The 13,135-nt window shown below is 63.1% G+C and carries 14 protein-coding genes and 1 pseudogene; 8 read left to right on the top strand and 7 right to left on the bottom strand.

What is annotated here, in order from left to right; translation table 11 throughout:
- Positions 1–5 precede the first annotated feature (5 nt).
- A complete protein-coding gene (gene nth, locus KHP60_RS15725) occupies positions 6–749 on the top strand; it encodes an endonuclease III (RefSeq protein WP_213565272.1) in 744 nt (247 codons plus the stop codon).
- 111 nt (positions 750–860) lie between these two features.
- Positions 861–1,163 (top strand): hypothetical protein, encoded by a 303-nt coding sequence (locus KHP60_RS15720; protein ID WP_213565271.1) that lies wholly within the window; start codon positions 861–863, stop codon positions 1,161–1,163.
- Here the strand turns inward: KHP60_RS15720 and KHP60_RS15715 are convergent.
- Positions 1,154–1,951, bottom strand: a complete 798-nt coding sequence (locus KHP60_RS15715) for an undecaprenyl-diphosphate phosphatase (protein ID WP_213565270.1) — start codon at positions 1,949–1,951, stop codon at positions 1,154–1,156. The genes KHP60_RS15720 and KHP60_RS15715 overlap by 10 nt on opposite strands.
- Before the next feature lie 179 nt (positions 1,952–2,130).
- On the opposite strand from KHP60_RS15715, the gene KHP60_RS15710 reads away from it, so the two are divergent.
- The gene (locus KHP60_RS15710) at positions 2,131–2,823 is read left to right on the top strand and encodes a glutathione S-transferase family protein (protein ID WP_213565269.1); all 693 of its coding nucleotides are present in this window, start codon (positions 2,131–2,133) and stop codon (positions 2,821–2,823) included.
- The gene (gene queG / locus KHP60_RS15705) at positions 2,721–3,965 is read left to right on the top strand and encodes a tRNA epoxyqueuosine(34) reductase QueG (RefSeq protein ID WP_249688829.1); all 1,245 of its coding nucleotides are present in this window, start codon (positions 2,721–2,723) and stop codon (positions 3,963–3,965) included. The genes KHP60_RS15710 and queG overlap by 103 nt, the downstream gene beginning before the upstream one ends.
- 4 nt (positions 3,966–3,969) lie before the next feature.
- Here queG and KHP60_RS15700 read toward each other — a convergent pair whose 3' ends face one another.
- Both KHP60_RS15700 and KHP60_RS15695 read right to left on the bottom strand, forming a co-directional pair.
- Positions 3,970–4,902, bottom strand: coding sequence for a GNAT family N-acetyltransferase (locus tag KHP60_RS15700; protein ID WP_213565268.1), 933 nt, complete (start codon positions 4,900–4,902; stop codon positions 3,970–3,972).
- 290 nt (positions 4,903–5,192) lie between these two features.
- Positions 5,193–6,095 (bottom strand): annotated as a pseudogene (locus KHP60_RS15695) (YifB family Mg chelatase-like AAA ATPase); the annotation flags it as partial.
- An 86-nt stretch (positions 6,096–6,181) separates the two neighbouring features.
- Between KHP60_RS15695 and KHP60_RS15690 the strand changes: the two are divergent.
- The 4 genes from KHP60_RS15690 to arsH all read left to right on the top strand — a co-directional run bounded on the left by KHP60_RS15690 (position 6,182) and on the right by arsH (position 9,167).
- On the top strand, positions 6,182–6,538 hold the full coding sequence (locus KHP60_RS15690; protein ID WP_213565266.1) for a helix-turn-helix transcriptional regulator: 357 nt from the start codon (positions 6,182–6,184) through the stop codon (positions 6,536–6,538).
- On the top strand, positions 6,531–7,295 hold the full coding sequence (gene arsC / locus KHP60_RS25865; RefSeq protein ID WP_213565265.1) for an arsenate reductase (glutaredoxin): 765 nt from the start codon (positions 6,531–6,533) through the stop codon (positions 7,293–7,295). The genes KHP60_RS15690 and arsC overlap by 8 nt, the downstream gene beginning before the upstream one ends.
- An 80-nt stretch (positions 7,296–7,375) precedes the next feature.
- Complete coding sequence (gene arsB / locus KHP60_RS15680; protein ID WP_213565264.1) at positions 7,376–8,443, top strand: ACR3 family arsenite efflux transporter; 1,068 nt, start codon at positions 7,376–7,378, stop codon at positions 8,441–8,443.
- Positions 8,415–9,167 (top strand): arsenical resistance protein ArsH, encoded by a 753-nt coding sequence (gene arsH / locus KHP60_RS15675; protein ID WP_213565263.1) that lies wholly within the window; start codon positions 8,415–8,417, stop codon positions 9,165–9,167. The genes arsB and arsH overlap by 29 nt, the downstream gene beginning before the upstream one ends.
- An 88-nt stretch (positions 9,168–9,255) precedes the next feature.
- Here the strand turns inward: arsH and KHP60_RS15670 are convergent, their stop codons facing one another.
- From KHP60_RS15670 to KHP60_RS15655, 4 genes are all read right to left on the bottom strand, one after another.
- Entirely contained in the window at positions 9,256–10,584 is a 1,329-nt protein-coding gene (locus KHP60_RS15670; protein ID WP_213565262.1) for a hypothetical protein, read from the bottom strand.
- Positions 10,584–11,108 (bottom strand): hypothetical protein, encoded by a 525-nt coding sequence (locus KHP60_RS15665; protein ID WP_311925041.1) that lies wholly within the window; start codon positions 11,106–11,108, stop codon positions 10,584–10,586. The genes KHP60_RS15670 and KHP60_RS15665 overlap by 1 nt, the downstream gene beginning before the upstream one ends.
- A 316-nt stretch (positions 11,109–11,424) precedes the next feature.
- Complete coding sequence (locus tag KHP60_RS15660) at positions 11,425–12,060, bottom strand: recombinase family protein (protein ID WP_213565260.1); 636 nt, start codon at positions 12,058–12,060, stop codon at positions 11,425–11,427.
- Positions 12,061–12,187: 127 nt separating this feature from the next.
- On the bottom strand, positions 12,188–12,661 hold the full coding sequence (locus KHP60_RS15655) for a DUF4145 domain-containing protein (RefSeq protein WP_213565259.1): 474 nt from the start codon (positions 12,659–12,661) through the stop codon (positions 12,188–12,190).
- Between the last annotated feature and the right edge of the window lie 474 nt (positions 12,662–13,135).

Raw genomic sequence — 13,135 nt, 5'->3', positions numbered from 1 at the left:
CAGAAATGTCCGATCTGAAGCCGTCCTCCCGCCGCACCGCCAAGCCGAAAGCCAAGCCTGCCGTCCCGGCGAAGAAAGTCGGGAAGGCCCTGCGGGCCCGCACCCCGAAGCCCGTCGACCGGGCGACGATGGTCGAGATCTTCCGCCGTCTGCACGCGGCCAATCCCGAGCCCAAGGGCGAGCTCGACTACACCAATCCCTACACCCTGCTCGTGGCCGTGGCGCTCTCGGCGCAATCGACCGATGTCGGCGTCAACAAGGCGACCCGGAACCTCTTCCCGATCGCCGACACGCCGCAGAAGATGCTCGATCTCGGCGAGGAAGGCCTGCGCCAGCACATCAGGACCCTGAACTTCTTCAACACCAAGGCGAAGAACGTCATGGCGGCCGCGCGGCGCCTCGTCGAGGAGTTCGGTGGCGCGGTGCCCAATTCCGTCGAGATCCTGGAGACCCTGCCGGGTGTCGGGCGCAAGACCGCAAGCGTCGTGGTCAACATCGCCTTCGGCGATCCGCGTGTCGCCGTCGACACCCATATCTTCCGCGTCACCAACCGGTTGCCGCTGGCGATCACAAAGACGCCGCTGGACACGCAAGTTGCGCTCGAAGCCCTGATCCCCGACGAGTTCCGGCTCCACGCCCATCACTGGCTGATCCTGCACGGCCGCTACATCTGCAAGGCGCGCCGACCCGAATGCTGGCGCTGCCCTGTGAACGACCTGTGCCGCTATCCGGACAAGACGATTCCCTAGGCCCATACCGACGTCTCGGTCCCTTCCCCGTCATCACCGGCCTCGTGCCGGTGATCTCGACGCGAAAGGCACAACGCGCTTCGAATCGGGATGGCCGGCACAAGGCCAGCCATGACAGAGAGGTTGAAGGTCGGTGGATCCGTCGAGATCCTCTATCGCCTCAAACAGCGCGGCGCACCTTTGGTGCAGGCGATGCCGGGCGTCGAGCAGGCAAGGCCTTCCGCCGTGCGAGAGCAGACCACGCAGCTGTCGGTCCACTCGACGCAGGCGGGATCCGGAGGCCCGCCCTCGGTCGCAGGCGGCGGACCGGCGCTTGCACCCGCGATGACGGCGACGACCACCATCAGCAGGGCGACCGCGACGGAGAGAACGACTGCGAGAGCCTCGTCGCGCGAGAGCATCGGTCAGCCGTAGACGATCAGGCCGGCGAGGCCCGCGGCACCGACGAGGATGCGCCAATAGGCGAACGGCGTGAACCCGTGGCGGGAGACGTAGTCCAGGAGCAGCTTCACCACGAGGAGCGCCGCGACGAAGGCGGAGAGGAAACCCGCCACGATGATCGCCGCATCGTTGGCGGAGAGGATCTTGTAGTTCTTCAGCAGATCGTAGGTGAAGGCGCCCGCCATGGTCGGCATGGCGAGGAAGAACGAGAATTCCGCTGCGGCCCGCTTCGATGCACCCATCAGCATGGCGCCGACGATGGTCGCACCCGAGCGGGAGACGCCGGGAACCATGGCGGCGCATTGGATGAGGCCGATCTTGAAATACATCGACAGGGGAAATCGGGTCGCGTCGGTCTTGGTCGCCTCCAGCGGCATGCGGTCGATGGCGAGAAGCACGAAGCCGCCGACGATCAGGGTCGTGCACACGATCCAGGGATCGAACAGCACCTCCTTGATGAAGCCGTGCAGCAAGGCGCCGATCACGGCAGCAGGCAGGAACGCGATGAGGACGCCGATGACGAAATGGCGCGCCATCGGATCGTGCGGCAGGGCCTTGGCGATGGACCAGAGCTTGTTGAAGTAAATCGACAGGATCGCCAGGATCGCACCGAGCTGGATCAGGACCTCGAAGGTCTTGCCCGTCGACTCGAAGCCGAGGAAGTGGCCGACGAGGAGCAGGTGGCCCGTGGAGGAGACCGGAAGAAATTCCGTCAGTCCTTCGATGAGGCCGAGAAAGAGCGCCTCGATGATTTGCGACATCGTTGAAAATCCTGAAAACGGCGCCAGATGCGGGGGCGATCGCAAGTCTGTCAAGCAAGGTTTGCGCTGACGGCGTAACCCTTCTGCATCATAGACATGAGATTCACCAATATTCCTTACCAACCCTTAACGAAGCACGGCCTTATTCTCGCCGCCTGTTTCGCGTCACACATAGATTCATGGCCATCCTGCATTCCTATCCGTTTTGTCCGCAGTCGCGGTTCGCGCGTCTCATCTTCGCGGAGCTCGGCCACGAGCCGGATATGGTCGAGGAGAAACCGTGGGATCGGCGCATTCCCTATCTCGAGATCAACCCGGCCGGAAACCTGCCGCTCTTCATCGACGATAACGGCCTTGCGGTGGCGGGGCCCGTAAGTCTTGCGGAATATCTCGACGAGACCCGGGGCGAGGATCTGAGGGATCGACGCTTCCTGCCGCGGGATCTCGCGCAGAGAGTCGAGGTCCGCCGCCTGCTCGACTGGTTTCTGGTCAAGTTTCACGGCGAGGTCTCGGATTACCTGGCCGCAGAAAAGATCTACAAGCGGTTCATGCCCATCGAACTGGGGGGCGGGTCGCCGGATATGGGCGCGATTCGCGCAGCCCAGACCAATGTGCGATACCATCTCAAATATATCGGTTTTCTGATTTCCAAGCGGAATTGGCTCGCCGGCGACCAGATGACCTATGCGGATCTGGCGGCGGCAGCCCATCTGTCGGTGGTGGATTATCTCGGCGACGTGCCATGGGACGAGGACGAAACAGCGAAGCATTGGTATGCCAGGATCAAGTCCCGGCCGTCCTTTCGCGCGCTCCTCGCGGACCGGGTGCCGGGGATGGCGCCGGCGGAGCATTACGGCGACCTGGACTTCTAGACGGCGACGCTCTGAAGCAAGCTGTCGTCGAACGCGCCAAGACGCTCGGCTTCGATACGATCCGCGTCGCCAGACCTGACGCAATCCCGCTCGCACCGGAGCGGCTCAAGGCCTGGCTCGAGGCCGGCCATCACGGAACCATGGAGTGGATGGCCGAGACGGCCGAGCGGCGTGCCGATCCGCGCACGCTCTGGCCGGAGGTGCGCAGCATCATTCTGCTCGGACTGAACTACGGCCCCACGGAGGATCCGCTGGTCGATCTGGCGCGGACGGATCGCGGTTACATCTCGATCTATGCCCGCAACCGCGACTATCACGACGTCATCAAGGGTAAGCTCAAGGAGGCGGCGGGCTTCCTCGCGTCGAAGGCGTCCTCCGACGTGAAGGTCTTCGTCGACACGGCGCCGATCATGGAAAAGCCGCTCGCGGAGGCCGCAGGGCTCGGCTGGCAGGGCAAGCATACGGTCGTCGTCTCGCGCGAGTTCGGCGACTGGCTGTTTTTGGGCGCCATCTTCACGACGGCAGAGCTTCCCGCCGACGAGCCCGAGCGCGACCGCTGCGGCTCATGCCGCCGCTGCCTGGACATCTGCCCGACGAACGCTTTTCCCGCGCCCTACCAGCTCGATGCGAGGCGCTGCATCTCGTATCTCACCATCGAGCACAAGGGACATATCCCAGAGGAGCTGCGTCCGGGCATCGGCAACCGGATCTTCGGCTGCGACGATTGTCTCGCCGTCTGTCCCTGGAACAAATTCGCTCAGGCGGGACGTGAGGCGCGGCTCGTGCAGCGGGAGGATCTGGCGGTGCTGCCGCTCAGGGAGCTGGCGCAACTCGACGATCCCGCCTTCCGCGTCCGGTTCGCCGGCACGCCGGTCAAGCGCACCGGGCGCGACCGGTTCATCCGCAACGTGCTCATCGCCATCGGCAATTCGGGCGATGTCGCCTTGGCCGACGAAGCATTGCGCCTCCTCGACGATGCCTCGCCGCTCGTGCGGGCCATGGCGGTCTGGGCCATCGGTCGCCTGCTTTCCCCGGACGCGGTTGCCCGTCACGCTGCCGAGCGGCTGGAGCGCGAGGACGATCCGGACGTGCGCGAGGAATGGCGCCGCGCCATGGACACGCCTGCCGACGTCGTGGCCTGAGCCTTCAGGCCGCGTGGCGATTCGCCGTCTGTCCGAAATGGTCGATATAGCGCGGGTTGATCGCCGAGACGGGCAGGAGGACGAGTACGTCCGTGGTGCCGAACTGCCGGTCGATCACCGCTCCCGTGCCAAAGGTCGCCCCCAGGCGCAGATAGCCCTTGATCAGGGGCGGCAGGGCATGGAGCGCGGCCTTGGGATCGACGGCCTCCTTGGGCAGCATGTCCATCGCCGTGAAGCGCTGCGGCAGCGCTCGGGCCTGCCACTCGGCGGGCGCCGCGGCGTAGTGGTGCAGGAAGCTTAGAGGGAGTGCCAAGTCCTGCGGTTCCGTGCCCTCGAGGCTCGCGCAGCCCATCATCACATCGATGCGGTGATGCAGGACATAGGCCCAGATGCCGTGCCAGAGCAGTTCGACCGTACGCTTGTTGCGATAGGCTTCGAGGACGCAGGATCGTCCAAGCTCAAGGAATCGCAGATTCGGGTGTGCCTTGAGCAGGGGACCGATGTCGTATTCGCCCCGGGTGTAGAAGCCGCCATGGCGGTCGGCTACGTTCTGGCGCAGCAGGCGATAGGTCCCCACCACCTTCGGCTTTGCGGGCCGGAAGGCTTTGGGCTTCACGTCATGGTCGAGCACGAGAAGATGGTCGCAGATGGCGTCATAGGCATCCACGTCGCGGCGCGAGATCAGGGCAGCGCCATTGGGGGATGCCGACATCTCGCCGTAGAAGACCTTGAAGCGCAGGCGCTGAGCTTTTCGGATCTCGCGGGTCGTCGTCGCGAGGCGCACCTCGAGCGAACCGATCCGGCCGAGCACAGGATCGAGACTGCCGTAATCGCGGACGGTTTTGGCCGTCCCCGGAATGAGCCTGCCGAGGCCGTGTGGGCGCGCACCCAGCGAAGCGGGACGAGCAGCCGCCTCATTCAACGGGGAAGGATTCATCGCTGCCTCACCGAGCCGTGTCTCCAGAGCATCGGACCCAAAGCGGGATGCACTTTCGGGATCGATCCTACGATCAATCCCTCAAGCGGCACATCGTTGGGCGCGAAAAACGGGATCCACCTTTCCGCACGATGCGCTAGCGACGGGACAGCCTCGGTGCCGTCCCGCCTCCACCATGACATAAAACCCATTTCAAACTGTTTTGTGACAGAAAACATAAATATCCTGATGGAAAATATCGAGAGTGGCGAAGCGTCCAAGAGGAAGCAGGGGCGGACCAGGGCTTGCTCTTACGCAGCCGCCGGGCGCCGATCCGCATGGGCGCGATAGGACAGGGCTTCGGCCACATGGATGCGCCGCACGCGATCCTCCCCGTCGAGATCTGCGAGCGTGCGTCCGACCTTCAGCACACGATGAAAGCCGCGCGCCGAAAGGCGCATGGCGTTGGCAGCATCGCGGATGAGGGTCAGGCCTTCCGGGTCGGGTTGGGCGACCTCCTCCAGGAGCGCCGGCGGGCAGGCCGCATTGGTCGTGACACCGTCCAGATTCAGGGCTGCATAGCGCTTCGCCTGCCGCTGGCGGGCTCGGGCGACACGCGCCGCCACCTCGGCCGACCCTTCCGCGGGCGGCGGCAGGATCAGGTCGGCCGCCGTGACCGCCGGAACGTCGATGGCGAGATCGATGCGGTCGAGGAGCGGTCCGGACAGACGCGCCTGATACTGCGCGATGCAGCGCTCGTTCGGCTGACGGCGGCAGACATAGCCGGGCTCGGTGGCTTGCCCGCAGCGGCAGGGGTTCATGGCGGCGACGAGCTGGAACCGGGCCGGATAGGTGACGCGATGATTGGCCCGGGCGATCAGGATCTCACCGGCCTCCAATGGCTGGCGCAGCGAATCGAGCACCTGGGGCTGGAACTCCGGCAGTTCGTCGAGGAAGAGCACGCCGTGATGCGCCAAAGAGGCCTCGCCGGGACGGGCATTGAGGCCGCCGCCGACAAGTGCCGCCATCGAGGCCGAATGGTGCGGGGCTCGAAACGGGCGGCGATCGGAGAGAGCGCCATCCGCCAGGAACCCCGCGACCGACTGGATCATCGAGACTTCCAGCAATTCCCGCGGCGAGAGCGGCGGCAGGATGGACGGGAGGCGCTGGGCGAGCATGGATTTGCCGGCCCCGGGAGGGCCGTTCATCAGCATGATGAGTACGTCAAGACCCCGAGTGATCTTACCCCCGCATCCGCTCCCCCTTGACCCTCCAGTGAAATGTCCATAAGTCTCGACACATGGAACAAACAGATGTCATTCTCGCTCTCGCAGCTCTGGCCCAGCCCACGCGCTTGGATGTATTTCGGGCGCTCGTGAAGCACGAACCCCACGGGATGCCAGCAGGGGACATCGCGCGGGAACTCGCAGTCCCGCACAACACGATGTCCAGCCATCTCAACATCCTCTCCCGCGCTGGACTGGTCACCTCGGAACGCCATAGCCGCTCCATCATCTACAGGGCCAATCTCGGTCAACTGCAGGAGGTCGTAACGTACCTCCTCAAGGACTGCTGCGGTGGCCACCCTGGTGTTTGTGCGCCCCTACTGGACGCGCTCACCCCCTGCTGCCCCCCAAAGGAAACCGCAAATGGCTGACGACAGCGTCACGATCCTGCACAACCCCGCCTGCGGCACGTCCAGGAACACCCTGAGCCTCATCAGGGGTACCGGTATTGAGCCGGTAGTGGTCGAGTACTTGAAGACGCCACCAACGAAGACCGAGCTTCGCGAGCTGATCGACGCGATGGGGGTCCCCGTTCGGGAGGTCGTGCGTGAGAAGGGCACCCCATTCAAGGAACTGGGCCTCGATGCTCTTGGCGTGACCGATGATGACCTCCTGGACGCCATGATCGCCCACCCGATCCTGATCAACCGGCCCATCGTCTCGACTGCGCAAGGCGTGAAGCTCTGCCGCCCCTCCGAGTTGGTTCTCGACCTCCTGCCGCTGGGATCGCTCCCAGACCTCGCCAAGGAGGAGGGAGCCCCGTTCCTCGCCGACAAGCAGGTCCAATCCCCAACGGAGATGAGCGACGCGCTCCAGGCCGAGGGACTGCCGACGGACGACCTGGAGGAGGCCGAACGGACCTTCTTCCAATACACAACCCTGGGCGGCTCCCCGGTCGGCTACGGGGGCTTCGAGCGATACGGCTCCGATGTTCTTCTCCGGTCGATGGTAGTCCTGCCTGAGATGCGGGGCCAGGGCATTGGTCGGAACATGGCCCTCCTGCTGATGCGCCGTGCCTTCGACCAGGGCGCTCGTACCGCCTACGTCCGACCACCTCTGCTCGTCCGTTCTTTGAGGCCCAGGGCTTCAAGGCAATCAACCGCGAGGAGGCCCCTGGGTCGATCCTAACGACCCGTCAGGCGTCCAGCCTCTGCCCGTCCAGCGCCACCCTGCTGGCCCGCCGCATCACCTTCTGAGGGTTCAACACGATGTCCACGTTCGAGCGGTTTCTGACCGTGTGGGTGGCCCTGTGCATCATCGCGGGGATCGCCTTGGGGCACCTCATGCCCGGTGTCTTCCACGTTATCGCGTCAGCCGAGGTCGCCAATGTAAACCTGCCGGTGGCGGTCCTGATCTGGCTGATGATCATCCCGATGCTCCTCAAGATCGACTTCGCAGCCCTGGGCCAAGTCGGCAAGCACTGGCGCGGGATTGGCGTGACCCTCTTCATCAACTGGGCCGTCAAGCCGTTCTCGATGGCTGCCCTCGGGTGGTTCTTCGTGGGCTACTTGTTCAGGCCGTACCTACCTGCCGACCAGATCAACTCCTACATCGCGGGGCTCATCATCCTGGCCGCCGCTCCTTGTACCGCGATGGTTTTCGTCTGGAGCAACCTGACAAAGGGGGAGCCTCACTTCACCTTGAGCCAAGTCGCGCTCAACGACGCGATCATGGTCATCGCCTTTGCTCCCATCGTGGCCCTGCTGCTCGGCCTGTCCGCCATCACGGTGCCGTGGGGAACGCTCGTCCTGTCGGTCGTCCTCTACATCGTCATTCCCGTGGTCGTGGCGCAGGTTCTCCGCAGGCGTGTCCTGGCGTCCGGTGGGGAGCCCGCCCTGGGCCGCTTGCTTGAAGTCATGGGGCCTGTGTCCCTGGTGGCGCTCCTGACGACCCTGGTGCTTCTCTTCGGCTTCCAAGGCGAACAAATCCTGGCGCAGCCGCTGGTCATTGCCCTTCTGGCCGTGCCGATCCTCATCCAGGTCTATTTCAACTCAGGTCTGGCCTACGTCCTGAACCGCTTGGTGGGCGAGAAGCACTGCGTCGCCGGTCCATCAGCCCTGATCGGCGCATCGAACTTCTTCGAGTTGGCCGTAGCGGCAGCCATCAGCCTCTTCGGGTTCCAGTCCGGTGCCGCCCTGGCGACGGTCGTGGGTGTCCTGGTGGAGGTGCCCGTGATGCTCTCTGTCGTGTGGATCGTGAACAGGAGCCAGCATTGGTACGAGCAAGGGACGAAACACGCCCCGCAAGATGTCGAAAGGATTGCAGCAGGTGAGTGACCTCCCGAACATCGACCACGATCAGCTTCGTATGCCAGACCTCCAGCGCCTCGAAGTCGGTCAGGTCTCGACCCACAAGCCTCGCATCCTTCTCCTCTACGGGTCATTGCGCCAGCGTTCCTACAGCCGCTTCCTGACGTTGGAGGCCGAGCGCCTGTTGCAGCACTTCGGAGCCGAGACGCGCGTATTCGACCCGCACGGGCTCCCCTTGCCGGATGCAACCGCGAGCGACCACCCCAAGGTCCAGGAACTACGGGAGCTGTCCCAATGGTCCGAGGGGCAGGTGTGGTGCAGTCCTGAGCGTCATGGGTCGATGAGCGCAGTCATGAAAGCCCAGATTGACTGGATACCCTTGGCGGTTGGGTCAATCCGTCCGACGCAGGGACGCACCCTGGCGGTCATGCAGGTGTCCGGTGGGTCGCAGTCGTTCAACGCGGTCAACCAGTTGCGAGTGCTGGGCCGGTGGATGAGGATGATCACGATCCCCAACCAGTCCTCGGTCGCCAAGGCTTTCCAGGAGTTCGATGAGGAGGGCCGGATGAAGCCCTCATCGTACTACGACCGCGTAGTGGACGTGATGGAGGAGCTGATGAAGTTCACGCTCCTGACCCGAGACCGCTCGGCCTACCTCACGGACCGCTACAGCGAGCGAAAGGAAACCGCCCAGAAGGAGGCCAAGCGGCTGGCAGCCCTCGCCATGAGCCATGAAGTGGAGGGGACATGACATCTCCTCCTCTCGTCAGGGCTTACGGGTCCCTATACTTACGGGTCCCTATAAAGGAGAGGGTGAAGATTACCTGATAGAGATGACGCTATGAGGTAGTGGTGATGAGAGCTTCAATACCAACCTTCTCAAGGAACACCTCGCTCATCACCTTCCTCGTGACCTCCTCCGCATAGGAAGGAATGATCACAGCATCATGCACCGGAAGGGCAACGATGTCCTTGGCCTGGAGACGCAAGAGTATCTCGACCATCATCTCGCTCTCGCGGAACTGAAGTTCGTGACCACGACCCGACCCGAAGAAGTGTGCGATCTGCGGGTGATGGTCTTGTAGCCGCTGAACAAGGACCTGCACGGGCTCGTTCGGAAGCAACTCCTTGGTGCCCTGCGGCTTCCGCTCCAGGGGCTTCTCGGCGAATAGCAGGGAGCTGAACAGCTTCTTGAAGCCGTCCCTGAAACCTTGCGGGTCTCCGAAACCAGGAACCAGGTAGGCGTCCGCCATCGGAGGCGTCACCCCGACCATCCCGTAGAGCATCCGAGGGGCCATCTGGCCGAAGTCGAGTTCGATCACCCGCTCCTCCCTGATCCAGAGGCTCTCCAGCCGCTGCTCCTTCTTCATGCGCTGCCAGAGGCCCCCGAAGAGGCGACCGCCGCTCTCGAAGGAGCTTTGGGTGAACACGCGACGAAGACGGCGTTCCCCATGATCAAGGTCACCGTAGGTGCCATTGCGCTCATCGTCGTGGTGGATGTCCGCTTGCTTGAGCCACTCGTTGATCTGGCGGAGGCGAGAGCGAAGAAGGGCAGTCGCGTCGGTCTCGTCGTACTCGATCCACTCGCCTTTGTCCCAGAAGTCTTCCTTGTCGGCCTTGAGGATGATGACTTCCTCAGATGATGAACGCCCGAAGTCACTCAGATCGAGCTTCCGTTCCTTGATCCTCGTTGTGAGCCGAGCCCCAGGCCAGATGAGGGTCCGCTGGTGTCGGTCAGCGAACTCGTGTTTGAAGCCGAGTTGCTGCCCGATGAACTCCATCTCACGGGACGCCAAGTGGTCGAGAACCCGTGGCAGGGTCATACCGAGCGCCTTCGGGTGATACCGCGACTTCTTCGCGAGGTCACGGTTCGACCGTGTGATGGCAATGCCGTCCTCGTGGCCGGACAAGTAGGCGTGGGTTAGGTCGCAGATGATGGCTGCGATGGTCTCCTCGAAGATCGCTTGGTCTACTGGTCGCCTCTTCCGCGCCCGCATTTTGCCGTGTCGCTCGTAGCTCTCCACCTGCCGGATCACGTCCGCGACAAGCGCCTGCGCGTTCGGGGTACGCGACATCCTCCAGGGGTCGAAGAAGCGATCATCGTCCAGCTCGATTTGGCCACTCACACTCTGGGCGTCAGCGGTCTTGGCCTGATGTGCTGCGGTCATCAAGTGAGGTCCGACACGGCTTGATGAAACGATTTGACCTTCTGCTGTTGGGCTTCCCAGTCAGCCTTCTCCAACTCGACGAGCTTCATTCCGACGCCGCCGAGGACAGGGACAATCCAGCCTGCGATGACCTGAACGACCCGAGGAGGAAGTTCGCGATAAACACGACGCATCTTGTTGGTCTTGTTGTCGTGCCACACCCCCACATTGACATCCGACAGACCGCGAACACGGCGGACGAGCTGGGTGGAGAACGCATCATCTGACCGGAACCTCCTCGGCTCCTGGTACAGCATGAGGTACATGGCGAGAGCCGTCACGATCACCTCGCGGGGCTCGACGGCCTGACCGAGCTTCTTGACCTCGCTCGCCGCTCTGACCTCCTGGCGAAGCCCAGGACGCCCGTTGTGGTACGCGGCGAGGATTGCCTCTGCTGACCGGGTCAACGCCTGCCAGCGGTCATCCAACTGCGTCCATACGGGGTTGGCTGCGTTCTTCGCGATCCGCGCCTCAACGAGTTTCACGTAGGGCTCCAACTGAGCTTTCGTAACGCCCTCTTGGCGGGGATCGCCATGACGCCTCATGGCTGCTTTGTGGGTCGTGCAGTGGGCCCCGAACCTCGTGGTGGGCTCGGTGCATCCAGGGACGCGGCAGGTTCTCAACTTATGCTCCGTTTATTGCGCCCGTCCTCCCACGGACAGACACGAAAAGAAATGCGGCGGGGAGACGCGAAGGCGTTGGCGTGGAGGTGCGGGATTGGCCGGTTAGTACAGCAAGTGCAGTCACTGCACCGATGATTGGTGTCTTCGACGACACCTATCGGCTTCACCTGATCGTACGTCACAGCCCCCACGCTGCGAGGTTCGCCTCGGCCTCGACGGGATCGGCCTTGATCCGCAGTACGGTCTGCCTGGACAACTCGGTTGCCCTTCCAATCTCGCTCGTTCCCACGCCCTGTCCGAGGAGGTTCTGCACGGCCTGGAGTTGCTCGCGGTTATAGGACGGCTTGCGGCCCCTGTAGCGGCCTCCTTGCGCCTTCGCGTGTTCGATCCCGGCCCGCTGGGCTTCTTTCGTCGCCTCCGCTTGGGCCTGTGCGGTTGCCGCCATGAAGGCGATCAGAGCGTCCCGCACAGCCTGCTGCATCGGGTCCGTAGTCGCACCGTCGAACGTCATGCCGTTGATGACCGTCTTCACGACGACCCCGCGCCGCATGAACTCACCGATGGTATCGCTCACATCGCGGTAGTCGCGGCCCAGCCGGTCCACCCAGCGGACCACGAGGGTGTCGCCACGGCGCAGGATGTCGAACAGGCGCTTCCCCTCGGGCCTATCTGCCAGTGCGGTGCTGACCCCTGAGACCCCGTTGTCGGCCACTACCTCGTCGATGGTGAACCCTGCGGCCTCTGCCTGGGTCTTCTGGTGGGCGAGGGTCTGGTCGGCGGTGGAGACGCGGGCATAAAGGATGGTCTTGGTCATGGCTTTCTCGGGTGTCCGTTAGGGACCTGTCCGTACATAAGCCTGTCCGTTGATCGAGGTCAACCCTTACGGACGCCCTTTAGTACACCGTATCGTCTGACCGTTAGAGCATACTCCTACGGACACCTCAGCCTTTGGCAGCATCCTTTGCCCGCCGATCCTCAAGGTGTTTGCGCTTCGCTTCCGGGATTTGCTCGTAGAGTTCCTGGAGCTGTCGCTGCTCGGTGATCGACCAAGTCACGACGGAGTTCACGAGCTTGAAGAGCATCGCAACGGTCGCCTCATCGTCCTCGCCGTAGAGCTGACCGGCATGAAGAACTTCGTTGCCGTTCTGCCGAATGACGTCCAATGCCAACTGGATTTGAGACGGAAGACCCCTTGCTTGCAAAGCGGTGATGGCCTTGTCGAAACTGTCCTTCTCTGTGACCTTCTTGATGAGCCCCTCGACACACATCCTGAGTAGTGCGGCTGCCGCCCGAGGACTTTTCGAAAAGATCGCAGCAGCCTCCTCGTAGTCGCGACGCAGTTCAGCAGGCATGTCAGGTGATACCGGCGGAGCATCATTGTCCTCAGGATGGACAAGCTGCTTCTCGAACCACAATGCTCTACCGTCGCAGGCTTGGCACCGGCTCAGCGCGAGGTCATCGAACTTCGTGGAGACCTCTGTTCTGCGACCATCTTTCACCGTCGTCTCGATCCTGTAGAGGTCGATCCACCACTGCGTTGACGCGACCCCGCAGTGCGGGCAGGTGAAGAAGGGGGCTCGGTATTTTGGATGGACTGCTCGAAGAGTTGATGTCGTCCGCAAGCCGCTGCTTCCTGTTGTCGTCTCCTTCTTCGGGCCAGGAGGTATGGGTGTGGACATTCACCTTGTTCCTTTGGGAGGCAGCTTCGAAGGGCTCGGCTGCTTGTGAGGAGCTAAAGCGCTTTTGATCTGGACTTGAATCCATTCGGGTGGGCTGTGCGTTGACAGGCATATGGCCCGGGAGGCAAGCCATGCCCCAGCCCTATTCCGCTGATCTGCGTGCGCGTGTTCTGGTCGCCGGTGCGCGCGGCGACCTTCCTCAAGTTGAGA

Origin of the sequence: Microvirga sp. 3-52 (assembly GCF_018383585.1) — a bacterium.
In the GTDB taxonomy this organism is placed as follows: domain Bacteria; phylum Pseudomonadota; class Alphaproteobacteria; order Rhizobiales; family Beijerinckiaceae; genus Microvirga.
The sequence above is the reverse complement of the archived record's forward strand: the minus strand, read 5'-3'. Positions and strand labels throughout refer to the sequence as shown.